The 23,552-nt window shown below is 61.6% G+C and carries 22 protein-coding genes and 1 other annotated feature; of the genes, 4 read left to right on the top strand and 18 right to left on the bottom strand.

The features are described 5' to 3' along the window. The first annotated feature begins 141 nt into the window (after nt 1-141). Nucleotides 142-356, top strand: a binding site (T-box leader). 87 nt (nt 357-443) lie between these two features. Beyond that, nucleotides 444-1,862 (top strand): glycine--tRNA ligase, encoded by a 1,419-nt coding sequence (locus H8790_RS12205; protein WP_187332786.1) that lies wholly within the window; start codon nt 444-446, stop codon nt 1,860-1,862. 209 nt (nt 1,863-2,071) lie between these two features. Then, nucleotides 2,072-3,910, top strand: coding sequence for an LTA synthase family protein (locus tag H8790_RS12210; RefSeq protein WP_187332787.1), 1,839 nt, complete (start codon nt 2,072-2,074; stop codon nt 3,908-3,910). Between the two features lie 18 nt (nt 3,911-3,928). Here the strand turns inward: H8790_RS12210 and H8790_RS12215 are convergent, their stop codons facing one another. Beyond that, nucleotides 3,929-4,090: a hypothetical protein gene (locus tag H8790_RS12215; protein ID WP_187332788.1), complete on the bottom strand. Its 162-nt coding sequence runs from the start codon at nt 4,088-4,090 to the stop codon at nt 3,929-3,931. Between the two features lie 94 nt (nt 4,091-4,184). On the opposite strand from H8790_RS12215, the gene H8790_RS12220 reads away from it, so the two are divergent. Beyond that, nucleotides 4,185-4,430 carry a helix-turn-helix domain-containing protein gene (locus H8790_RS12220; RefSeq protein WP_243208506.1) on the top strand — a complete coding sequence of 82 codons (246 nt, stop codon included), beginning with the start codon at nt 4,185-4,187 and terminating at the stop codon, nt 4,428-4,430. Nucleotides 4,431-4,488: 58 nt separating this feature from the next. Here H8790_RS12220 and H8790_RS12225 read toward each other — a convergent pair whose 3' ends face one another. From H8790_RS12225 to H8790_RS12235, 3 genes are all read right to left on the bottom strand, one after another. Further along, nucleotides 4,489-5,652 carry an alanyl-tRNA editing protein gene (locus tag H8790_RS12225; protein ID WP_187332789.1) on the bottom strand — a complete coding sequence of 388 codons (1,164 nt, stop codon included), beginning with the start codon at nt 5,650-5,652 and terminating at the stop codon, nt 4,489-4,491. A 36-nt stretch (nt 5,653-5,688) separates the two neighbouring features. Further along, complete coding sequence (locus H8790_RS12230) at nt 5,689-6,549, bottom strand: hypothetical protein (protein WP_187332790.1); 861 nt, start codon at nt 6,547-6,549, stop codon at nt 5,689-5,691. A 71-nt stretch (nt 6,550-6,620) separates the two neighbouring features. After that, nucleotides 6,621-7,781, bottom strand: a complete 1,161-nt coding sequence (locus H8790_RS12235; protein WP_187332791.1) for a glycoside hydrolase family 3 N-terminal domain-containing protein — start codon at nt 7,779-7,781, stop codon at nt 6,621-6,623. 258 nt (nt 7,782-8,039) lie between these two features. On the opposite strand from H8790_RS12235, the gene H8790_RS12240 reads away from it, so the two are divergent. Then, nucleotides 8,040-8,174, top strand: a complete 135-nt coding sequence (locus H8790_RS12240) for a toxin-antitoxin system protein (RefSeq protein WP_243208507.1) — start codon at nt 8,040-8,042, stop codon at nt 8,172-8,174. 38 nt (nt 8,175-8,212) lie between these two features. Here the strand turns inward: H8790_RS12240 and aspS are convergent, their stop codons facing one another. The 14 genes from aspS to H8790_RS12310 all read right to left on the bottom strand — a co-directional run bounded on the left by aspS (nt 8,213) and on the right by H8790_RS12310 (nt 23,539). Beyond that, nucleotides 8,213-9,988 (bottom strand): aspartate--tRNA ligase, encoded by a 1,776-nt coding sequence (aspS, locus tag H8790_RS12245; RefSeq protein ID WP_187332793.1) that lies wholly within the window; start codon nt 9,986-9,988, stop codon nt 8,213-8,215. A 16-nt stretch (nt 9,989-10,004) separates the two neighbouring features. Next, a complete protein-coding gene (locus tag H8790_RS12250) occupies nt 10,005-11,225 on the bottom strand; it encodes an S-layer homology domain-containing protein (protein ID WP_187332794.1) in 1,221 nt (406 codons plus the stop codon). 81 nt (nt 11,226-11,306) lie between these two features. Next, nucleotides 11,307-12,566 (bottom strand): S-layer homology domain-containing protein, encoded by a 1,260-nt coding sequence (locus H8790_RS12255; RefSeq protein WP_187332795.1) that lies wholly within the window; start codon nt 12,564-12,566, stop codon nt 11,307-11,309. A 77-nt stretch (nt 12,567-12,643) separates the two neighbouring features. Then, entirely contained in the window at nt 12,644-13,999 is a 1,356-nt protein-coding gene (gene hisS / locus H8790_RS12260) for a histidine--tRNA ligase (RefSeq protein ID WP_187332796.1), read from the bottom strand. A gap of 360 nt (nt 14,000-14,359) precedes the next feature. Further along, nucleotides 14,360-14,776, bottom strand: a complete 417-nt coding sequence (locus H8790_RS12265; RefSeq protein ID WP_187332797.1) for a methylglyoxal synthase — start codon at nt 14,774-14,776, stop codon at nt 14,360-14,362. A gap of 18 nt (nt 14,777-14,794) precedes the next feature. Beyond that, nucleotides 14,795-15,541: a septum site-determining protein MinD gene (gene minD, locus H8790_RS12270; RefSeq protein ID WP_187332798.1), complete on the bottom strand. Its 747-nt coding sequence runs from the start codon at nt 15,539-15,541 to the stop codon at nt 14,795-14,797. A 101-nt stretch (nt 15,542-15,642) separates the two neighbouring features. After that, nucleotides 15,643-16,338: a 16S rRNA (guanine(527)-N(7))-methyltransferase RsmG gene (gene rsmG / locus H8790_RS12275; protein ID WP_187332799.1), complete on the bottom strand. Its 696-nt coding sequence runs from the start codon at nt 16,336-16,338 to the stop codon at nt 15,643-15,645. After that, complete coding sequence (gene mscL / locus H8790_RS12280) at nt 16,335-16,769, bottom strand: large-conductance mechanosensitive channel protein MscL (RefSeq protein ID WP_187332800.1); 435 nt, start codon at nt 16,767-16,769, stop codon at nt 16,335-16,337. The genes rsmG and mscL overlap by 4 nt, the downstream gene beginning before the upstream one ends. 34 nt (nt 16,770-16,803) lie before the next feature. Then, complete coding sequence (locus H8790_RS12285) at nt 16,804-17,688, bottom strand: S-layer homology domain-containing protein (RefSeq protein WP_187332801.1); 885 nt, start codon at nt 17,686-17,688, stop codon at nt 16,804-16,806. 203 nt (nt 17,689-17,891) lie between these two features. Then, nucleotides 17,892-19,199 carry a serine--tRNA ligase gene (serS, locus tag H8790_RS12290; RefSeq protein WP_187332802.1) on the bottom strand — a complete coding sequence of 436 codons (1,308 nt, stop codon included), beginning with the start codon at nt 19,197-19,199 and terminating at the stop codon, nt 17,892-17,894. Nucleotides 19,200-19,262: 63 nt separating this feature from the next. Continuing rightward, nucleotides 19,263-19,811, bottom strand: coding sequence for a hypothetical protein (locus H8790_RS12295; RefSeq protein WP_187332803.1), 549 nt, complete (start codon nt 19,809-19,811; stop codon nt 19,263-19,265). 26 nt (nt 19,812-19,837) lie between these two features. Further along, complete coding sequence (locus H8790_RS12300; RefSeq protein WP_187332804.1) at nt 19,838-20,713, bottom strand: ParB/RepB/Spo0J family partition protein; 876 nt, start codon at nt 20,711-20,713, stop codon at nt 19,838-19,840. A 34-nt stretch (nt 20,714-20,747) separates the two neighbouring features. After that, a complete protein-coding gene (locus H8790_RS12305) occupies nt 20,748-21,506 on the bottom strand; it encodes a ParA family protein (RefSeq protein WP_187332805.1) in 759 nt (252 codons plus the stop codon). Nucleotides 21,507-21,685: 179 nt separating this feature from the next. Beyond that, nucleotides 21,686-23,539, bottom strand: a complete 1,854-nt coding sequence (locus tag H8790_RS12310; RefSeq protein WP_187332806.1) for a glycoside hydrolase family 13 protein — start codon at nt 23,537-23,539, stop codon at nt 21,686-21,688. Between the last annotated feature and the right edge of the window lie 13 nt (nt 23,540-23,552).

The raw sequence follows: 23,552 nt of genomic DNA on the forward strand, positions 1-23,552 counted from the left end.
TATTGTTATCTTCATTTTATCATATGGGCGACTGGGGTTCAATGAAAAGTGAAATAAACGCACCGCGCGCAAAATGGGGAAATGGTGCTCTTCTCTTTTCCTTGACAGATGTGGAAAAACGTGGTACAGTACACCCAATATCAGACTGCGATGAAGGGAAGGAGTATCCCTGATTCCCTGGGTTCAGAGAGAGGGCGGCCGGTGCGAGCCCTTGCCGGGAGAGGGAGAAGGCGTCCCGGAGCTGCGGCGCTGAAGCGGAAAGCAGGCGCTGCCGGTCCCCGCCGTTACCGGGCTTAAGTGTACGTGCAAACGTAAATTCAGGTGGAACCACGGACTGCATACAGTTCGCCCTGAGCCGATTTCGGCTCAGGGCGTTTTCTTTTGCGGGAATGAACCGGACGGCGAATGGGAATCACAACAAGGGATGAAAAGGAGAGAAGAACATGAACAACGACAGCAAAACTATGGAGAAGATCGTGGCGCTGTGCAAAAGCCGGGGCTTTGTTTTCCCCGGCAGCGAGATTTACGGCGGCCTTGCCAACAGCTGGGACTACGGCCCTTTGGGCGTGGAGCTGAAGAACAACGTGAAGCGGGCCTGGTGGAAGAAGTTCGTCCAGGAGAACCCCTACAACGTGGGGCTGGACTCCGCCATTTTGATGAATCCCGAGGTGTGGGTGGCCTCCGGCCATGTGGCCACCTTCAACGACCCCCTCATCGACTGCAAGGCCTGCAAGATGCGCCACCGGGCCGACAAGTTGGTGGAGGCCTACAACGCGGAGCAGGGCATTGACGACGTGAACGTGGAGGCCATGGACGGCGAGGCGCTGGTATCCTATATCCGGGAAAAGCAGATCCCCTGCCCCGGCTGCGGCAAGTCCGACTTCACCGATATCCGCAAGTTCAACCTGATGTTCAAGACCCATCAGGGCGTCACCGAGGACACGGCCAACGAGGTGTACCTGCGGCCTGAGACCGCCCAGGGCATTTTTGTCAACTTTCCCGCCATCGCCCGCACCACCCGCCGCAAGCTGCCCTTCGGCGTGTGCCAGATCGGAAAGAGCTTCCGCAACGAGATCACCCCGGGCAACTTCATCTTCCGCATCCGGGAGTTTGAGCAGATGGAGCTGGAGTTCTTCTGCAAGCCGGACACGGACCTGGAGTGGTTCTCCTATTGGCGCAGCTACTGCCACCAGTGGTTGAAGGACCTGGGCGTCCGGGAGGAGAACCTGCGCCTGCGTGACCATGAGAAGGAGGAGCTGAGCTTTTACTCCAAGGCCACCACCGACTTTGAGTATAAGTTCCCCTTCGGTTGGGGCGAGCTCTGGGGCGTGGCGGACCGGACCAACTATGACCTCAAGCAGCATCAGGAGCACTCCGGCCAGGACCTGACCTATTTTGACCAGGAGAAGAATGAGCGCTATATCCCCTATGTCATCGAGCCCTCCCTGGGCGCGGACCGCATGACCCTTGCCTTTTTGGTGGAGGCATACGACGAGGAGGTCGTGGACCCGGAGAAGAACGACAGCCGCGTTGTGATGCATTTCCATCCGGCCCTGGCCCCCTTCAAGGCGGCGGTTCTGCCGCTTTCCAAGAAGCTTGGCGAAAAGGCCCAGGAGATTCAGCGCGAGCTGAGCAAGTACTATATGGTGGACTACGACGATACCGGCTCCATCGGCAAGCGCTACCGCAGGGAGGACGAGATCGGCACCCCCTATTGCATCACCGTGGACTTCCAGACCGTGGGCGACGAGAAGACTCCCGCCGACCACTGCGTCACCGTCCGGGACCGGGACACCATGGAGCAGGTGCGTCTGCCCATCGACAAGCTGAAGGCCTATCTGGACGAGAAGCTGACCTATTGAGGCTGAACCATTAAAAAGGCCGCCCCTTTTGGGGCGGCCTTTTTGATGATGTACGTTGACCGTTGTTGCGGGGAACGTGGGATAGAAAAGTGCCTGCGGCGGAAAAATACAGCATCCCCTTGTTTTTCCCCGGGAAAACGGGTATGATGTCACAATAGGATTTTTGGACGCGGTTTACCGCATGGAGTTTAAAAAAGAGGGTTTCCTAAGTGAAAACATTCTGGTTATTTCAAAAAAGCGGCGCTGGCCTCACTGCGGGAAAGCGGGTTGGGTTCTGGGTGTGGAATGCGCTGTGGGTGCTGCTGTCCGGGATTTGCCTGGGGGCGCTGTCCCTGCTGTTCGCCTATGGAAAGTATACGGACCTCCTGTTTTTCAGCTATTTTGCCAATTGGCGGATCGCCGCGCTGAACATCGTTCCGGCGGCGGCATTGGCCCTGATCCTCTATCTTCTGATCGGGCGGGCATGGCTGTCCTTTCTGCTCTCGGCCTTTTTGACCTTAGGCGCCTCCTTTGCCAACTATTTTTTGCTCCTGTTCCGGGACGACCCGCTGATGTTTGACGACCTGCGCTACATCCGGGAGGCGGCGGGCATTACAAAGACCGCGGGCTACGACCTCTCTCCGGACGGCCGGATCTGGTTTGGCATCGCCTGCGCCCTGGCAGGGACGGCGGTCCTCTTTTTCATTGCCCGGGGCCGCCCCCCGGCAAAGGTGCGTCTGCCCCTGGCCCTTGCGGCCGCCCTTGCCTGCATCTCCCTGAAGGGGGTCTACGGCGACAGCGTGACCTATAAGGTCCGCACCGCCAATACGGAGCACATCAACCAGTGGAGCTCCACCCAGGTCTATCTCTCCAAGGGGTTTCTCTACCCCTTCCTCCACAGCATGACCACCGGCCGGATCAAGCCGCCGGAGGGCTATGACGAGGCCGCCGCGGCCGCGCTGCTGGCTCAGTATGAGGACCAGCCCATCAAGGAGGCGGTGGACCTTATCACCATCCAGTTAGAGGCCTTTGCCGACTTTTCCACATTGGGCATCGAGGGTGTGGATTTCTCCCTTTATGACGACTACCATGCCCTGGAGCAGGAAGGTGTGGCAGGGCCCCTGATCACCAACATCTTTGCCGGCGGTACGGTGGACACGGAGCGGTGTTTCCTCACGGGGCTGTGCACGCTGCCCAACTTCCGTGCCAACACCAACTCCTACGCCTGGTACCTGAGGGAACAGGGCTACACGGCGGAGGGCAGCCACTCCAGCTTTGAGTGGTTTTACAACCGCCAGAATGTGAACCGGTACCTGGGCATCCCCACCTACTACTTTTATGAAAACCACTTCAGCCAGCTCTCCGAGGCCATTGCGGCGGATCAGCTGCTGCTGCCGGAGATTTTGTCGCTCTACCGGGAAAACCGGACCGACAGCCCCTACTTCTCCTTCAATGTCACCTATCAGGGCCACGGGCCCTACGACACCCAGAGCGTCTGGCGGGGAAACCACTACACCGACGGCCGGTATTCTGAGGAAACCGCCAACATCCTGGACAACTACCTGGGCTCTGTGGAGGACACCATCCATCAGCTGACGGGCTTTGTGGATCAGCTCCGCCGGGAGGAGCGGCCGGTGGTGCTGGTGATCTATGGCGACCATAAGCCCTGGCTGGGCGACGGGAACTCCGCCTACAGCGAGTTGGGCGTCAATCTGGATGTGGCCACTGACGAGGGGTTTCGGAATTACTACGGCACCAGTTACCTGATCTGGGCCAACGGCGCGGCCAAAGAGCTGCTGCACCGGCCGTTTGAGGGCCGGGGGCCGGAGCTCTCCTCCTGCTTTTTGATGAACGAGGTCTTTCACCAGTGCGGCTACCTGGGCAGCGCCTATCTCCAGGCCACGGAGCAGGTGCGCCGGGTGCTGCCGGTCATCACCTCTGTGGAAAAGTATATAGATGCCGATGGCACAGTGCGCGGCGGCCTGTCCCCTGAGGAAGAGGAGGCGCTGTCCACCTTCCGCGGCCTGGAGTATTACTGGGCCAGCCACTTTGCCTATGGCGGCGCATAAAAGAACTACCGGAAGAGCTCAGCCCTCTTCCGGTAGTTCTTTCAGAACCTGGGTTTCCGCCTCCTGCTGCGCCTGAATCAGCAGTTCTTTGGCTTGGATCAGGTCACCTTTGTCCATCGCGCTTGTGGCCTTGGCCATACAGTGCAGGAGATGGTAATATTGCTCACGATAGGAATCCATGTAAGTCACCTCCATATACTATATCTATAGTAACGATGTAAACAGGAATTGTCAATCAGTTACTTAACAGATAGGGTAAACTTGAGGTGATAAAGTGATAACAAATCAAACGATTTTATCCGTCCGTGAGTACGGAAAGGTCTCCCTGCGGCTGAGCCAGTTGATGGACCAGCGGGGAATGACCAGAAATGAGCTGGCCAAATCAATCCACACACGCTTTGAAGTGGTGGACAAGTGGTACCGGGGCGATGTATCCAAAATCGACCTGGATATCCTGGCCAGAATCTGTTATGTCATGGGATGCACGGTAGAGGAACTGCTGGTCTACGAGGCACCATGAGAAATTAGAAGAAAGAAAGGCGCCGGCATAGAGCTTGCCGGCGCCTTTTTGCTCAGGATCAGGGCAAGGGCTGCGCATCCTGGGCCAGGAACTCTTCGATCGCCGCCCGGTCGGCGGCAACGCTGCCCTGGGCGAAGCCGTCCCGTCCGCCGCCCCGGCCCTGAAGGGCGCTGTTGAGGGCCTTGACAAACTCCCGGATGTCTTTGCCCGGGGAGAGGATGGCATAGGCATAGTGCCCGTCCCCGCCGGAGAAGACCATGCAGCGGCCGCCGCAGGCCTGGGCCACGGCATCACAGAGGCAGCGCACCGCATCGGGCCGCATGGGCTCCTCCCAGAGCACCACGTCGCCCGCTCCCCGGTACTGCTCGGCCAGGGAGGCGAACACGCTCTCCTCCAGATGGGCCGTCCGGGCCTTGGCGGAAGAGAGCTCACCTAAGAGGCGCTCCACCGCGGCGGCGGTCTCCGTGGGCTTGGCGGAGGTGGCCTGGGCCACCGCCCGGTTCTGCTCAAAAACCGCGCTCAGGTGATGCAGGGCCCGGCGGCCGCAGAGAATCTCCAGCCGGACGCCCTGGCGGAACTTCTGACAGGAAAGGACCTTGATGAGGCCCACCTGCCCGGCGCGGAGCACATGGGTGCCGCAGCAGGCGCAGCAGTCCGCCTCCGGGAAGGAGACGATCCGCACCTGGCCCGTCAGCTCCTTTTTGGAGCGGTAGTCGATGGAGGCAAGCTCCTTGGGGGAGGGGTAGGCGACCTCCACCGCGGCGTCGGCCCAGATCACCTCATTGGCCCTGCGCTCCGCCTCCACCACCTGCTCCCAGGTCAGCTCTGTGTTGTAGTCGATGGTGACCGTGTCGGCGCCCAAGTGGAAGCCCACGTTGTCGCAGTGGTAGAGGCTGCACAGAAGGCCGCTGATGATGTGCTCGCCAGAGTGCTGCTGCATGTGGTCAAAGCGGCGCTCCCAGTCCACCGTGCCCTCCACGCTGCCGCCCGCCTTCAGGGGGCTTGAGCAGGTGTGGACGATCACGCCGTCCTTTTCGTGGACGTCGGTGACGGAGGCTGTGCCCAGGGTGCCGTGATCCGCCGGCTGGCCGCCTCCCTCGGGGTAGAAGGCGGTGCGGTCCAGCGTGACCGCAAAGCCGCCCTTTACCTCCTCACAGGAGAGGACGGAGGCGGTGAAGCGGCAGAGGAAGGGGTCGGAGTAATACAGCTTTTCGGTTTCCATGGCGAATGATCCTTTCAGCAGCAGAATTGTTACCGCTCAGCACAGCGCGGAGAGGGCGTTCCAGACCGGATAGGCCAGAAGCCAGGTCGCGGCGGCGGAGCAGAGGTTGGCCGTGAAGCCGTAGGCGGTAGCCCGCCCCCGGGAGGCCCCGGTGAGAAGGCGGCGGTAGAGAAGCGTCTCCACCGCGACCACCACCACCTCCACCAGGAGAAACAGCAGATAGTAGCCAAGGCCCACGCCCTCCCGCAGCGCGGTGAGCCCCAGGGAGCAGAACACGCCGACCTGGGTCACCAGGTTGACCAGCAGAAAGACCCTCCAGTTCTTCTTGGAGGAGAGGCCGAAGAGGAGCAGCACCGCGCCTTCAATGACCAGCGTGGGGAGGAAGGTGGCAAGGAACTGGAGCGCGTAGGCCAGCCACACCGGCGGCGTGGAGACGGTCTTGTCCGCCCAGTCCACGGAGACGGAGGACTGGAGGACCGGCCGGGTCATGGGGTCGGAGAGCCAGCTCTCGCCGCCCTTGGTGACGATCAGGATGCGGTAAGTGTCGGGCACGCCCACATAGCGGAAGACGTGGAGGCCGTCCTGGCCGGAGAGCTTTCCCCACATGGGCGCCCCGGTGCCCTGGGCCAGGCAGGCGTGATACCCCTCGGGCACCGCGTCCAAAAGGGACTGAAGGAGCCCCTCGTCCAGCTCCGCCCGGTCCTCATCGGTAAGGTTGGAGCGGCCCTCCTCAAAGTCGCCCTCGGCAACCAGGTCCAGGTAGTAGGGCTCCTCCGGGGCGTTTTCCACGCGGACGCGCAGTTCGGGCTTGGGCCCCATGTCCGCAAGGGCGGTGGTGGTGAGCAGGGCCAGTGCGGCCATCAGCAAAAGACAGGTGCGAAGAAACTTCTCTTTCATACAAAACCTCCTTGTTCCTGTCGCCGCGCCTCTTCCAAAAAGCGCGGCCATACCAGTTAGACGGATTTGCCTCAGGTAAAGTTCAAAAGCCCAAGGGAGCATTTCCAACGCAGCACCCGGCGGCAGGCGTCCTCCACCGCCGAGCGGCCCAGTTCGCCCTGCTCCACCGCCTCGATGACCTTGGGGATCTGGGTGCGGTAGTCGGTGGTCACCACCATGTCGTTGCCCGCCTGAAGGGCCATCACCGCCACGGCGCCGCCGGGGGAGTAGGCGGCCACCGCATCCATGGCCAAATCGTCGGTCATGGCCACGCCTGTGAAGCCCAAGTCCCGCAGGGCCTGGTGCGCGGCGGGGGAGAGGGAGGCGGGCAGGGTATCGTCCAGGCAGGTGACGATGTTGTGGCACACCAGAACGGCCCCCGCCCCGGCGTCAAAGCCGGAGGAGAAGGGCAAAAAGTCGGCGCTCCGGAAGGCCTCCAGGGGCCGCTGGTCCACGGCGATGCCGGTGTGGGTGTCGGCGTTGTTCCCGTAGCCGGGGAAGTGTTTTAAGACGCAGCCCATGCCGTCGGACCGCATCTGGGAGACCACCGCGGCCACATAGTCCGCCGTGGCCGAAGCGTCCTGTCCGAAGGAGCGGTCATGGATGAAGTCGCCGGGGGTTAAGGACACGTCGGCCACCGGGGAGAAGTTCACGTTGATCCCAAGGGCGGAAAGGAGCAAATCCTTTTCGCGGGTGCCGGCCGTCACGGCCTCCATGCCGCCGGAAGCGTAGAGCTTCTGGGGGGAGGGGAATTTGGAGGGCCGCAGGTGGGGGTTGGAGCTGACGCGCACCACGGTGCCGCCCTCCTCATCCACACCGATGAGCAGGGGGATCGCGGCCGCGTCCTGATAGGCGGCGATGGCCTGGATTACGTCGTTTGCGGTCTTGTCCTGGAAATCCCGGCCAAAGAGAAGGTAGCCGCCCAGGTGGTAGGCGGACACGTCCGCCACGGCGTCCTCCGCCGGGCAGCGGACGAAAAAGAGCTGGCCCACCTGCTCCTCCAAAGTCATGGAGGAGAGCAGCTCCTCCAGCTGCTGCGCCTCCAATTCCTCCGCCGTGGGCGGCGGGGGAGGGGGCGGCTCCTCTGAATGGGAGGCGGAGGACTGGGGCGGCGCGGAGGAGACGCTTCCCCCACAGCCGGCGCAGGTGATCAGTAACAGTGCCGACAGCGCGGCGCAGAAAAGACGCTTCATGGGGCCTCCTTGCTCCGGACGTACCGGATGGTTCTGAGGGTAGTCTACCACAACGGAGGGAAAAAGGGAACCATCATGGGGATGAATGTGGGGCGCATTCCCCGAGAGAACCTCGCGGAAATCTCTTGTTATACGCATAATTTGCGTAAATTACAGAATATTCAAAAAACAGTAGTATATTATTGCTGTGATTCTTTAATCAAAGTCTTTGTTAAATAGGAGTGAAGGATTGAGATGTATCCGAGGAAGCCGCTGAAGGTGAAACTCAGTGTTACGCTGGATGAAGACGTAGTAGAGCGGCTGCGAAAGCTGGCGGACGAGGATGACCGGCAGCTTTCAAGCTATATGAATCGGGTGCTGCGCGAGGTTCTTTGGAAAATAGACCGATCATAAAAGTCCCCCGGCTGCAAGGTACAGCCGGGGGAACCGTTTTATTCTTCCGCCTTCACCAGCGCAATGTGCAGTTCTTGGAGCTGCTTTTCGCTGACCTCGGAGGGCGCGCCCATCATCACGTCCTGGGCGTTCTTGTTCATGGGGAAGGGGATGATCTCCCGGATGGAGTCCTCGCCCGCCAGCAGCATGACCATGCGGTCCACGCCGGGGGCGATGCCCGCGTGGGGCGGCGCGCCGTAGCAGAAGGCGTTATACATGGCGGGGAACTTGGCCTTCACGTCGTCCTCACCCAGGCGCACCAGCTCAAAGGCTTTAATCATGATCTCCGGGTCGTGGTTGCGCACCGCGCCGGAGGAGAGCTCCACGCCGTTGCACACCAGGTCGTACTGGTCGGCGGTGATGGCGAGGGGGTCGATCTCGCCCGCCTCTGCCTTTAAGAGCACATCCAGGCCGCCGGAGGGCATGGAGAACGGGTTGTGGCAGAACTCCAGCTCGCCGGATTCGTCGCCGATCTCGTACATGGGGAAGTCCACAATCCAGCAGAAGGCGTACTGCTCCTTGTCCATGTGGCCGGGCACGGCGGCGCCAAGGGTCTTGACCAGCACGCCGGCGGTCTTCAGGGCCGCGTCCCGCTTGCCGGCGGAGAGGGCCACGAAATCCCCGGCCTTCAGCCCCAGGGCGGACACCACCTGCTCGCGGATGGGGGCGACGAACTTGGAGATGCCGCCCACCAACTCGCCGCTTTCATCCAGGCGGAACCAGTAGGCCTTGTTGCCGGACTGGGTCTCCACGGCGGCAAGGGTCTTGTCGATGAACTTGCGGGTCTCCTGGAAGCCGCTGACCACCACTGCTTTCACAAGGCCGTCGGCGAACGGCTCGAAGCCGCAGCCGCCCAAGACGGCGGTCACGTCCTGCACCTGGAGGTCAATGCGCAGGTCCGGCTTGTCGGAGCCGTATTTCTCCATGGCCTCGGTGTAGGGGATGCGGACAAAGGGCGCGGAGGAGGCCCGGTTGTAAAGCCCGTACTCGGCAAAGATGGGGGGCAGCACGTCCTCCAGTACGGCGAACACGTCGTCCTGGGTGGCGAAGGCCATCTCCATGTCCAACTGGTAGAACTCGCCCGGGGAGCGGTCCGCCCGGGCGTCCTCGTCCCGGAAGCAGGGGGCGATCTGGAAGTAGCGGTCAAAGCCGGAGGTCATCAGCAGCTGCTTGAACTGCTGGGGCGCCTGGGGCAGGGCGTAGAACTTGCCGGGGTGGTTCCGGGCGGGCACCAGGTAGTCCCGGGCGCCCTCCGGGGAGGAGGCGGTCAGGATGGGGGTGGTGATCTCCAAAAAGCCGTGGTCGGTCATGGCCTTGCGCAGCGCGGCCACCACCTGGCAGCGGAGGATGATGTTCTTCTTCACCTCCGGGTTTCTCAGGTCCAGATAGCGGTATTTCAGGCGCACCGCCTCGTCGGCCTGGCGGCTGTGGTTGATCTGGAAGGGCAGCTCGTTGTAGCGGCAGCGGCCCAGGATTTCGATCTTCTCGGGCACCACCTCGATCTCACCGGTGGGCAGCTTTGGGTTTTTGCTGGAGCGCTCCCGGACCGTGCCCTTCACGCTGATGGTGGATTCCTTGTTGATGGCGTGGAGCTCTTTGACCATCTCGGCGCTCTGGGCCACCACCTGGGTGGTGCCGTAGAAGTCACGGATCACGGCAAAGGCCAGCTCCGCGCCCACCTCACGGACGTTTTCCAGCCAGCCGACGATCTTCACCTGCTTGCCCGCATCGCCAAGGCGCAGCTCGCCGCAGGTATGGGTTCTGGATTGCATCATAACAAAAGTTCCTTTCTTATTGTTCATCCACAAATAAATAACTATACAGGTAGCGCAGGGGGGAATCGGCCGCCCGCTGATAGACCGTTTCCGCGTCCAGGGCCTTCAGCGCGTCGGTGGACTGGGCGGTGAGGGAGGACTCCAGGGTGAAAAGGTCGTCGTTCAAACGGTCAAAAGAGCTCTTATCCTCAGAGGAGGCGTAGTGGGCATAGTAGTAGTCGCTCAGGGCGGTCAGGAGCATGTAATTCTGGTTTTCCTGGGTCCATCCGGCCTGGCTGACGCCCATGTAGCCGGCCATCAGCCGGCCGTCTTCCTTGGCCGAGTTCAACTCCGCGGCGCTGAGGGAGACGGATTTCTGCCGGGCCAGCAGCTCAAGGGAGGCCTCATAGCAGGCGTATCCCTCGGCAAGTGAAGAAAGGGACGGGAGGAAGCCGTCGTTCAATTTTGCAGCAATCAGATTGTTGACAACGCCGTAGGCAAGCTGATCGGCGGTGTAGCGCAAGTCCTTCACCGTGACCAGCACCGTGTCGCCCTTCACGCCCAGCACGTCCCTGGAAAGGTCGAAGGGCGTCACGGTGAAGGTGAGGCGCTGGGCCGGGTCGATGACCCGGGCAAGCATGGCGGCGGCCTCGCCCCGGGTCAGGGTGCCGTACTCGTCAAAGGTGCCGTACTTATCCTTGCCGTTTACGATTCCCGCTTCATAAAAGTTCAGGATGCTCGGGTCCGTCGAGTCGGGCAGTACCGCGACCTGGTTCAGCGTGGGCAGCGTCACGTCCGCGCTGTAAAGCACGTCGCTCAGGGCCCAGACAAAGGCGTACCGGGGGCAGGGCTCCTCCGGCGGATAGAGTTCGACCATCAGATCCGCGGCGGTGAAGGCTCCGCCGAAAGACACGCTGGCAAAGTAGTCGTAATAGGCGGAGTACCACTTCTCCCCCGCGGCCCAGGTGTCGCCTCCGCCGGTGAGCAGCTTGTGGAGCCGGGCGCTGATGACCACGATCTGGCCGTTGGTCAGCTGGCTGCGGGAGTCGAAGGCGGCGGCGGTTTTGCCCTGCATCAGCCCGGCCTCGTAGACCGTCTGGACGTAGGACTCGCACCAGGTGCCCTTCACATCGGCGAAGGGCTTGTCATAGGTCTGCTGCTTGGGCAGCAGCGCGTTGGAGGGATAGGCAAAAGTGCTGATCGTGCTCATGGCCAGGGCCAGCGCCAAAACCAGCGCGGCGAGACGTGCTTTTTTCATACAGTCACTCTCCAAATCGTAATATATTGATTTGATATTACTATACGCAATCGTTTTTGGGAAAATCAACCCTTGGAAGGATCAAATCCCGCGCTGGAACAGGTTCTCCACATAGGGAGTAGTCTTGGCTCTTTGGCCGATGGCGGCCCAGTCCAGTCCCTCCATCACACCGGCGGACTGGATGGTGACGTCCACCGCCTCCAGATCCTCCATGAGGCGGCTCCGGCCGTCGGGCTCGTCGGAGTGGAGGAGGGGGCTGTTGCAGCCATAGGTTTGGTCGTAGTAGGATTCCACCGCGTCGTCAAGCGCATCCTGGAGCTCACAGGAAAGCCAGGCCTCCTCGTCCAGCCCCGCGAAGCCTGCTTTGGCCCTGGCATTGGCTTCGGCCGTGGCCTTTGCCGCGGCGGAGAGGGTGATGCCGTGGGCCTCGGCCAGGGCCGAGAGGGCGGCCTCCCTTCGGAGGTCCATCAGGGCGTAGGTGACGGCGTCGGGCACCGCGGCCCCGGCAAAGGTGATGTCCTGCAGGTGGGCGCCGACGAAAAAGTTCCGGGCCAGCAGGGGAGCAAACTCCCCCATGGTCAGCTCCCTGCCGTTGACCGAGTACACCACCGTCTCACGCTCCACGCCCATCAGGTCCTTTAAGAAGTCGAAAGGCACCGGGGAGAAGCGGAGGCGCTGGGCCGGGTCGATGAGCCGGGCCAGCATGGCGGCGGCCTCACCCCGGGTCAGGCTGCTCAGGGGCCGGAAGGTGCCGTAGGCGTCGCTGCCGTTCAGGATGCCGGCGTTGTAAAAGGCCAGGGTGTTGGCATGCCCATCCAGGGCCTCTATGGGGTTCAGGTCCGGGATGGCCGTCACCTCATTGGCCACGGGCAGCTCCACCCCCGCGGCCTTCAGCACGACAGACAGGAGGTTGACAAAGCTGATCCGGGAGCAGGCTTCCGTTGGGGGCCAGACGCCCATGTCTAACATCTGGCTGCCGCTCTCATAGCCCAGCAGGGGGGCCATGTTGTTGTAGTAGGTCAGGTACCAGCTGGCGTCGGCGATCAGGGGGATTTCCCCGTCGCCGCCAGTGAGCAGGTCATAGAGCCGGGCACCGATGGTGATGATCTGGGCGTTGGTCAAAGGCGACCGGGAATCGAAAGAGGTCTTGGTCTTGCCCTCCATGAGGCTGGACTCGTAGACCGTTTGGACGTAGGTCTCGCACCAGGCGCCCTTCACGTCGGGGAAGCCCTGTCCATAGGGTTCCTGATAGGGGACCAGGGCATCCTGCGAATAGGCCAGAGCCGGCGTGATCCCCAGGAGCAGGGCCAGGAACAGGGTGGCTAACCGGGTGAATTTCACAGAAAACCACTCCTTATTGTATAATTTGCAGAATATATAACTTGTCGTATTCACGGCGTACAGCGACGATGCTGCGCTCAGCCTAAGATCACCGCGCCGCTGTTTTTTTCCGCCAGGCCGGCACGGATGAGGGTGATGGCGTCGGCGGGGGAGAGCTTGGACTGCTCCCCGGTGGCCATGTCCTTGCAGGCCACGATGCCGCCTGCGATTTCATCCTCGCCTAAGAAGATGACGTAGGGGATGCCCAACTTGTCGGCGTAGCTGATCTTCTGCTTGAACTTTTTCTGCTCACAGTGGAGCTGAGTGCGGATACCCGCCTCCCGGAAGGAGGTGGCCAGGGCGATGGCCGCCGACAGGTCCTCGGTCATGGGCAGGATGAGCACGTCGGCAGGCGCGGTGGGCAAGTCCGGGTTGAGCATCTTCTGCTCGCCCAGCACGTAAAAAAGACGGGTCAGGCCGATGGAGATGCCCACGCCGGGCAGCTTTTTATCGGTGTAGAACTCGGCTAAATTGTCGTAGCGGCCGCCGGAGCAGACGGAGCCGATCTCCGGGTGGTCCAGAAGGGTGGTCTCGTAGACCGTGCCCGTGTAGTAGTCCAGGCCCCGGGCAATGGTGAGGTCCACGGCGAAGTGCTCAGCCGGCACGCCGAAGGCCGTCAGGGAGGAGGACACGGAGTTCAGCTCGCTGAGGCCCTCGTCGAAGAGGGGGCTGCGGCCCGCATAGCCGGAGAGGGCGGAGAGCACCTGGTCGTTGCTGCCGCTGATGGAGATGAAGCGCAGGATTTCGTCGGACTGCTCCCTGGAAAGGCCCAGGTCGTCCACCAAGATGGCGCCCACCTTGTCCGCGCCGATTTTGTCCAACTTGTCCACCGTGCGCATGATGTCGCCGGAGCGCTCCGATAGGCCTTGCATCTCGTAGAACCCATTCAGGATCTTGCGGTTGTTGACCCGGATCTGGAAGCGCCTGAGCCCCAGGGTGGAGAAGGTCTTATAGATGATGGCGGGAATCTCCGCCTCGTTGAGGATGGAGAGCTGCCCGTCGCCGATGACGTCGATGTCTGCCTGATAGAACTCCCGGAACCGGCCCCGCTGGGCCCGCTCCCCCCGGTAGACCTTGCCGATCTGGTAGCGGCGGAAGGGGAAGGTCAGGTCGTTGTAGTGCAGCGCCACGTACTTGGCCAGGGGGACAGTGAGGTCAAAGCGCAGGCTCAGATCTGCGTCGCCCTTGGTGAAGCGGTAGATCTGCTTCTCCGTCTCGCCGCCGCCCTTGGCCAGCAGCACCTCCGAGGATTCGATGACAGGGGTGTCCAGGGGCGTGAAGCCGTATAGGGAATAGGTGCGCCGCAGCACCTCCATCATGCGCTCCATCTGCTGCTGGGCGGGGGGAAGCAGCTCCATAAAGCCGGAGAGGGTTCGTGGTGTCTGTTTCGACATAGTGATGCTCCTTTAGTTGTAATGAGGCCGGCGGTCTGTCGGCGCGGAGGGTTGTCCCAAATGCGCGCGGAACAATAAAAAAACGCTCTCGTCCCGGCAGTTTGGGACGAGAGCGAGCGGTCGCTTCGTGGTGCCACCCAAATTCGAAGCAGGCTTTCCCTGCTTCCTTTTGGCTCCTGGTACGGGGAGCGGGCCGTGGGCGTCTCCGCCCCTGCTCCGCCGCTGTCTTTCCAATCTCCTGCCGCGGGGCGCTTCCAGCAAAGCGCGCCCCTCTCTGGCTGCGGCGGTGGGACTGTACTCCTGCGGCTTCCACGCAGTATACTCTTTCATTTTAGGCAGTTTGACGCCAAAAGTCAAGGCTCAGATGTTCAGCGGCTTTGTCACGGGATTGACGATGGTGCGCCAGTCCAGATCGCCCCGGGCCAGGCCCAGCACCAGCATTTCCGCGGTGGCGATGTTGCTGGCAAAGGGGATGTTGTTCTGATCGCACAGGCGGGAAATATAGGATACATCCTCCGCCATGACGTCGCTGTTGGGGTCGTTGAAAAACAGCACCATATCAAATTCGTTGTAGGCAATGCGGGCCCCGATCTGCTGGCTTCCGCCGTGGGCGTAGGAGAGGAAACAATGGATATTCAACCCTGTGGATTCGGAGACCATGTTGCCTGTGGTGCTGGTGGCGTACAGGCTGTGCTGGGACAGGATTCCGGCGTAGGCGGTGCAGAATTGAACCATGAGCTCTTTTTTGTTGTCATGGGACATGATGGCGATATTCATAGGATGGTACGCTCCTTTCTATTTGATCCGCATCAGCGGCACCCGCGCTCCGGTGATGCGTTTTGCAATGTTTCGATAGGCCACTGCCGCCAAAGAGGAGTCGGAGAGCATCAGGGGGATGCCCCGGCCCAGGCAGATGGGCAGGGCGTCGTCCTCCGGCACCACGCCAAGAAGGGGAAGGCCTGCGGTGTCGATGGCGTCGTCAATGGTGGCATGAAGCCCCTTGAGCAGCTTTTTCCGCACCCGGTTTACCACCAGGTGCAGACGGTTCTGGGGAAACTGCCCGTCCAGCAGCATGACCGTGTGCTGGGCGTCCCGGAGGCTGGTGGCGTCGGTGGTGGTGACCACCACGGCCCGGTCCGCGGCGCAGGAGGCCAGGCGGAATCCGGACCCCAGCCCGGCGGGGGCGTCGATGAGGCAGTAGTCAAAGGTTTTGTTGATCCTGGAGATCAGGCGGTACATGTCCGCGCCGGTCAGCGCCTGCCGCCCCATCCCCATGGGCGCGGTCAGCAGGTAGAGGTTCGGCATCCGGGGATGCTGGACCACCGCTTCCTCCAGGGTGCAGCGGCCCAGGGCCACGTCGGTAAAGTCCATCAGCGCCCGGTCGGTGAGGCCCAGCGCCAGGTCCAGGTTCCGCAGCCCGATGTCGCAGTCCAGGCACAATACCCGCTTTCCCAGCAAAGACAGCGCGGAGCCCACGCTGGCGGTAAATGAGGTTTTCCCGGTGCCGCCCTTGCCGGACACCACAACAATACTTTCTCCCATTTTATGCGAAAACTCCCTTCTTTGCAACAGGAAATCGATTGCGAATGAAAATTTTTCTTATTTATGTCCCTGCCGGAGGGAGTGAAGCCGTCAAGAGGCGGTCATAGAGGGGCTTTTTTGATCTTGGCGAAGGCCCTGGGGTATTTGGCCGGAGTGGGGCGGACCTTCCGGATGGAGATCAGCCGGTGGGTGACAGCGGCGCCGGGCACCTCATAGTCCCGGACCTCCTCCACCTCGCCCCCCAGGACCTCAATGGCTTTGGCAGCGGCGGAGAGCTCCTGGCCGCAGTCCACGGATTTCATGGCCAAAAAGGCGCCGCCCGGGCGCACCAACGGCAGGCACAGCTCACAGAGCATGGGCAATGACGCCACAGCCCGGGAGGCGGCCAGGTCAAAGGATTCCCGATGGCCGGCGGCAAACTCCTCGGCCCGGCCGTGGACGCAGGCCACATCCTCCAGGCCCAGGGCGTCGCAGACCTCCTGCAAAAAGGTGACCCGCTTGCCCAGGGAGTCCAGCAGCGTCAAGCGGATGTCCGGCCGGCAAATCCGCAGGGGAAGGCCGGGGAATCCGGCGCCGGTCCCCACGTCCACCAGGGACTTGCCGCAAAAATCCGTCAGGTTCAAAAGGGCCAGGCTGTCCAAAAAGTGGAGCCGGGCCACATCATCAGGGGCAGTGATGGCGGTGAGGTTCATCACCTCGTTCTTCTTCAGCAGCAGTTCCCCATAGCGCTCCAGCTGGGGAACGCAGTCTTCGGAAAGGCCCAGCGTCCGGAGGCCCTGCAGCAGTGGTTCCCTCATCTGGATGCTTTCAGCAGGTCCCGGATTTCCGTCAGCAGCTTCTCCTCAGCGGAGGGCTCCGGCGGAGCGGGAGGGGCGGCCTCTTCCTTTTTCCGGTGGAACTTGTTGATGGCCCGGATCAGGCAAAACACGGCAAAGGCGATGATCAAAAAGTCCAGGATGGTGGAGAGGAACGAGCCGTAGTTGATGGAGACCGCGGCGGCGATCTCCTCGCCGTTTTCCACCACCGCCTGCTTCAGCACGATCTTCCACTGGCTGAAGTCCACTCCGCCGGTGAGCATGGATACGGCGGGCATGATGATGTCATTCACCAGCGATGTGGAGATTTTGCCGAATGCGCCGCCGATGATAACGCCGACGGCCATGTCCAGGACGTTGCCCCGGGCAATGAACTGTTTGAATTCAGCGACAAATCCGCTGTTTTTTGCCATAAGTAAATCCCTCCTGTAATATTAAGGAATAAAATTACGATATGGAATCAGATGCGATTGTGGAAATCCGCAGACCCGGGTCCAACACCCGGGCCAGCATAACGGCGGCCTGAGCGCGGGTCAAGGGAGCGGTTCCGTGGAAGGCGCCGGTGGCGTCCGTTCCGTTGAGGATACCGGCCCGGTAAAGGGAAAAGATGGCGTCGGCCTGCTCCTCGTCATAGCGCACACCGGGCACGTCGGGCAGGGAGTCCACCGTGCACCGCTGCTCCATTTCACCGCCCACGGAGCAGAGCCACATGGCGAAATCCTCCCGCCAGGCGGTCTCGCCGAAGGAGCTGGCCAGCCAGTGGGGGCTGTAGAGGATGTCCAGGGTTTCGCGATAGTCGATGTAGAAGGAGGCGGGGAACCACCACTGCTCCCATGCCCCGGCCGCTTGGGCGTTCCGCCAGGAACGGCTGTAGGCATTCAGCTTAAAGGCCACAAACTCCGCATCCGGATTCAGGACGAATGAGACGCTTTTGCCGTCCGTCCCGGTATTGCCGCTGCCGCTGAACCGGAAGCCGTCTCCGTCAAAGCCGATTTCAATGCGCAGGGGGAAGCAGGGGGAACGGGCCTCCTGAAACTCCCCTGTCAGTATGGAGCCGCTGCCCTGCCAGCTGTAGGACAGGACCTGGCCCAGATTGGCCACCTGGGTGCCAGTGAGGTCGTAAAACCGCACGTATTCCCGGGGCTCCTGTGGCGCCGGGGGCAGCACCCCGTCGCCGCCCTTGCGCAGATCGTACAGCCGGGCGGAAAGCACCATCAGCTGCTCCATGGCCAGGGGTGAGTCGGGGGAGAAGGTCTTGGCCGAGGTGCCGTTGAGCAGTCCGGTCTCATAGCAGAGCTTGACCGCGTCATAGCACCACGCATCTTTTGCCACGTCGGAAAAGCCCTGGTACTCCCTTGTTTTTGGAAAGGCTGTATCCGCTGCGGCCCAAGGGATACAGGATGTGGAAAGGAATAGAGCCAATAAAAATGCCAAAAGTGAACGCCGCATCGTTTCAAACCCTCCTGTCGTCTGCAAACCGCTCAAAAAATATACATAAAGTAATCAAAAAACGCAGGTAATATACAAATGGTATTTTACTTCTTTTTGGGAATCAGCAGCTCCTTGCCGCCCATATAGGGGCGCAGCGCTTCGGGCACCCGGACGGAGCCGTCTGCATTAAGGTTATTTTCCAGGAAGGCGATGAGCATCCGGGGCGGTGCCACCACCGTGTTGTTCAGCGTGTGAGGCAGATATTTTTTCCCATCCTGCCCGGTGACGCGGATTTTCAGCCGCCGCGCCTGGGCGTCGCCCAGGTTGGAGCAGGAGCCCACCTCGAAGTACTTCTGCTGCCGGGGGGACCAAGCCTCCACATCAAGGGAGCGGCACTTCAAATCCGCCAGATCCCCGGAGCAGCACTCCAGCGTCCGGACGGGGATATCCAGGCTGCGGAACAATTCCACCGTGTTCTGCCACAGCTTGTCAAACCAGACAGGGGACTCCTCGGGCCTGCAGACCACGATCATCTCCTGCTTTTCAAACTGGTGGATGCGGTAGACGCCGCGCTCTTCTATGCCGTGAGCACCCTTTTCCTTGCGGAAGCAGGGGGAGTAGGAAGTCAGCGTCTGGGGGAGGGACTCCTCCGGAAGAATTTGGTCGATGAACTTTCCAATCATGGAGTGCTCACTGGTGCCAATGAGATAGAGGTCCTCGCCCTCGATCTTGTACATCATGGCGTCCATTTCCGCAAAGCTCATCACGCCATCCACCACGCCCTGGCGAATCATGAAGGGCGGCACGCAGTAGGTGAAGCCCCGGTCGATCATGAAATCCCGGGCATAGGAGAGGACGGCGGAGTGGAGCCGCGCCATATCGCCCATGAGATAGTAGAAGCCGTTTCCAGCCACCCGGCGGGCGGCGTCCAGGTCCAGCCCGTCAAAGGACTCCATAATCTCCGCATGGTAGGGGATCTCAAAGGGGGGAGTCACGGGCTCGCCGAAGCGCGCCACCTCCACATTTTCCGAATCGTCTTTGCCGATGGGCACTTTTTCGTCCAAAAGCTGGGGGATCACCAGCATCCGTTTGCGGATTTCCCCCTCCAACTCCGCTTCCCGCTCTTCCAACTCCCTGAGCCGCTCGGCGTTGGCCGTGACCTGGGCCTTGACGGCTTCCGCCTCCGATAGCTTGGACGGGTCCTTTTTGGCCTGCCCCATCAGCATGCCGATCTGCTTGCTGAGGGCGTTGCGGGAGGCCCGGAGCTCGCTGCCCTCCGTGACGGCGGCCCGGAACTCCTCATCCAACTTCAGCACCTCGTCCACCAGGGGGAGTTTGCTGTCCTGAAATTTATTTCTGATGTTCTGGCGCACCAGGTCGGGATTTTCCCGGATCAGTTTGATATCAAGCACGATTGTTCACCTCATTACAAATTGCGCCGCGTGGCGGCATAGACTGTTTCACGTGAAACAAGCTTATTCGGCTGCCTCAGCCATCTTCTGGGCCACGCCCTCTTTCAGCTGCTGATAGCGCTGAAGCGGGGAGACCACCGCGGCATCCGTGGACTCTGTGGGCAGGGCATCCACCACGCCGCTCTCCTCATACTGGTCGATGACCTCCTCACATTTGGCGTAATCGCCGGCGGCATAGAGCTGCTGGAGGGAGTAGAGGGAGAGGAGGGCGGCGGACTCATCCTCTTCGCTCTTTCGCAGGGCCTGTTCACGCTCCAACTGCTCCGATGCACTGCTCAGCTCCTTCTGGGTTTTTGCCAGCTCCTTTTGAAGCCGCAGGTTTTCATCCAGGGCGTCCTGCAGCTCCTCAATGGCGTTGACGTTGTTGTGAAGTTCCCCCAAAACCTGCTGGTTGCTGCGCTGGTGCATCACGAAGGAGACCAGGATCAGGATGAAGGCCACGGTAAAAAGTATGATGATATAGATGAATACGGGCTTTTGACGGCCGGAAACAGCTTCCTCCGGGGCTGGGGCTGAATCCTGGGCGCCGTCGCCCCGCTTTTTGAACTTCATGGTTAGTTTGACATCCTTTCCATTATTCATGCGTCCCTGTGCTTCAGGGCGGACAGGGCCTCCAGCAGGTCGTTCAGGTCGTCGAGGCCGTAGTACTCCAGCTCAATGCGGCCCTTTTTCCGGCCGCTGACAATGCGGCAGCCCCGGCCAAGCCGGGAGCTGAGCTCCTTTTGGGCCTCCTCCGTATAGTTGACGCTGACGCCGCTTTTTGGCGCGGGGCCGTTCGGCTTGGACTCGGTCAGCTTTTTGACCAGCGTCTCCGTCTGCCGGACGGAGAGGTCGCCGTCCACCACTGCGGCGGCGGCTTTTTGCTGGGCCTCTGCCCCCAAGGGCAGCAGGGCCCGGGCGTGGCCGGAGGAGAGAGAACCCTCCTCCACCAGCTTGCGGACCGGCGGACAGAGCCCAAGGAGCCGCAGGGAGTTGGCCACGGCGCTGCGGGACTTGCCCACTGCGGCGGCGGCCTCTTCCTGGGTCATGTGGTAGGTGTCGATGAGGGACTGGAAGCCGGAGGCCTCCTCCATGGGGTTCAGGTCCTCCCGCTGGAGGTTTTCGATCATGGCCAGTTCCGCGGCCTTTCGGTCGTCGGCCTCAATGACGATGACCGGCACCTCCTGCAGCCCGGCCAGCCGCGCGGCCCGCCAGCGGCGCTCTCCGGCGATGATCTGATAGTAGCCGGAGGAGAGACGGCGCACCGTCAAAGGCTGGATAATGCCGTGCTGACGGATGGAATCCGCCAGGTCTGCCAGCGAGGCGTCGTCAAAAATCTTGCGGGGCTGGTTGGAGCAGCTCTCCACCTGGGAAATGGGGAGGGAGAGGGCGCTTCCCGTGTCGCCCTTCAGCGCCTCCTCGCCCAAAAGGGCCCCCAGTCCCCGGCCCAGGCCCTTTGCTTTATTTGTTGCCATAGCGATCTCCCTTCAAAAGGAAAAGTAAGTAAAGTTATTGGTTGTTCTTCCTGAGAAACTCCTTGGCCAGGGCGGTGTAGCTCTCCGCGCCCCGGGAACTGCGGTCGTAGGTGGTAATGGGCTTTCCGTGGCTTGGGGCCTCGCTGAGCCGCACGTTCCTTGGAATCACCGTGGAGTAGACCTTGCCCGGGAAAAAGCGTTTGACCTCCTCTGCCACCTGGAGGGCCAAATTGGTACGGCCGTCGAACATGGTCAGCAGCACGCCCTCCAGCTCCAGCCGGGGGTTCAGCGACCGGCGCACGATGCGCACGGTGCTCATCAGGTCTGAAAGGCCCTCCAGCGCGAAATATTCCCCCTGCACCGGAACCAGCAGCGTGTTCGCCGCGCAGAGGGCGTTGAGGGTCAGAAGTTCCAGGGAAGGGGGGCAGTCGATGAAAATGAAGTCATAGTCCTCCTGGAGCTGATTCAGGGCATTTCGCAGCAGGAACTCCCGGGAGTCCATGGAAATCAGCTCAATGCCGGCGCCGGCCAGCGCCTTGTTGGAGGGCAGCACGTCGCCGTAGCGGGTGGAGACCACCGCCTCCCGCACCGGGGCGTCGCCCACCATCACCTGGTAGACGCCCTGGGACAGGGATTTGTCCACGCCCATGCCGGATGTGGAATTGGCCTGGGGGTCAAAGTCACACAGCAGCACCCGCTTGCCCAGCTCGTGAAGGGCGGCGGTCAGATTGACGCAGGTGGTCGTCTTGCCCACGCCGCCTTTTTGATTGACAATTGCGATGATTTTAGCCAAAAGGGCACCTGCTTTCTCAATGGTTGAGTGAAAACCAGTACAAAATACAGTATAGCAAGCTTGTCCCTTCATTTCAAGAAAAAGGGAGAAAAAACAATGAATAAAGTTTCACGTGAAACATGCTGGCAAAGGGAACAGGGTACTGTTTCACGTGAAACAGTACCCTGAAAGCCAAAGTGTCAGACAATCAGCAATCCATCCAGGGAGGGCAGCGTCAGTTCCAATTCCCCGTCCAAAACGGCAAACTGCTGTCCAGTGAGAAGGTCCGTGGCCAGGTCGCCCGGGTAGGGAAGGGCCAGGCTGCGCTCTTGCGGACCGCTGTTGAACACTGCCCAGGTGGTCTCATCGCCCGCCTGCCGGGAAAAGGCCAGCAGGCCGTCCTGGGCAATGTGGTAGCGGATGGCCCCCTTTTGCAAGGAGGGGCGCTGGGTGCGGATGCGGCCCAGCAGGCGGTAGAGCTCCAGAAGCTCCCGGTTCTCATGGCCCCAGGGGAAGGTGCCCCGGTTGAAGGGGTCCTCAAACCCCTGCATCCCCGCCTCGTCGCCGTAAAAAATGGTGGGGGAGCCGGGGAAGGCGTAGAGCAGCAGTGCCGCCAGCCGCAGCCGCCGCACCCCCCGACGGAGCTCCTCCTCAGAGAGGCGGTAGGCCCGGCGTTCGGCCCGGTCGGAGATGGGGGCGGGCTGGCCCAAGAGGGTGAGAATTCGGGGCGTATCATGGGTGCCCAAAAAATTCATGGCAGAGTAAAAGGCAGGGGCAGGGTAATTCTCCCGGATGCTCTCCATGGCCTCATAAAAGGCCTCGGCCGGCCCGCCCAGAAGATAGGCCAGTGCGGCGTTGCGGAAGGGGTAGTTCATCAGGGCGTGGGTCTCATCCCCCAGGAGGTAGCGGCGGCGCTGGGAATAGGCGATCTTGTTGGAGCCGTCCTCCCACACCTCGCCCAACAAGATGGCGTCGGGATCCGTCTCCTCCATGGCGAGGCGGATGTCCCGGATGAAGGCGTCGGGCAGCTCGTCAGCCACATCCAGCCGCCAGCCGGAGGCGCCCAGGCGGAGCCAGCGGCGGATCACCGAATCCTTTCCCGTCACCATATAGGCCCGGTAGTCCGGATTGTCCTCCTGGACCGCGGGCAGGGTGCGGATGCCCCACCAGGCGTCGTACTGATCCGGCCAGTGGGAAAAGCGGTACCAACCGGCATAGGGCGAATCCAGGCTCTGGGCCGCACCCACGGAGGGATAAAAGCCCTCCTGGTTGAAGTAGACGCTGTTGGAGCCGGTGTGGTTGAACACGCCGTCCAGCACCACCCGGATGCCATATTTGCGCCCTTCACTGCAAAGGTGCGCAAAGTCCTCCTCCGTGCCCAAAAAGGGATCGATCTTCCGGTAGTCCGCCGTGTTGTAGCGGTGGTTGGAGGCGGATTCAAAGATGGGGCAGAGATACAGCGTGGAGACCCCAAGGCTCTGAAGATAGGGCAGCTTGGAGGAGATGCCCAAGAGGGACCCGCCATAGAAGTCCCGGCTGCGCACCTCGCCGTCCGGATCCGGCAGGTAGTCCATGGGTTCGCTCCAATCCTTGTGTACCACCCGGTTGCCCACCACGCCGTCGGTGGCTGGCAGGGAGAGGCGGCAGAAACGGTCTGGAAAAATTTGGTAGGTAATGCCCCGGCCAAACCAGTCCGGGGTGGGTTGGCGCTCAGAGTAGACCGTCAACTGCCAGCGGTGGTCGTCGGCGTTTTTCCCCCAGCCGCTGCGGGTGAGGCAGCTGCTGGAGCCGTCGGCGCGGGAAAAGCGGAAGGCGTACCACACCAGCTCCGGCTGGGCGGGGGCGGAAAAGGTGATGGTGAAGGCGCCCTCCGCCGTGGGCGAGAGAGGAAGTACCTCCTCTGAGGCGGCAAATTCGTGGTAGGCAAGCAGCTCACAGCGGGGAAAACCCTCCGCGCCGTCCGGGCGGAGGGTGAGCGTCACAGGTGTGGAGGTGGGGACCGCGCCGTAAGGGGTCTTGCAGCGGGGGTCCCGGGAGTCAAAGCAAGGGGACATAGCTCCAGTCCTT

The sequence above is a fragment of the Oscillibacter hominis genome (assembly GCF_014334055.1).
GTDB lineage: Bacteria > Bacillota > Clostridia > Oscillospirales > Oscillospiraceae > Oscillibacter > Oscillibacter hominis.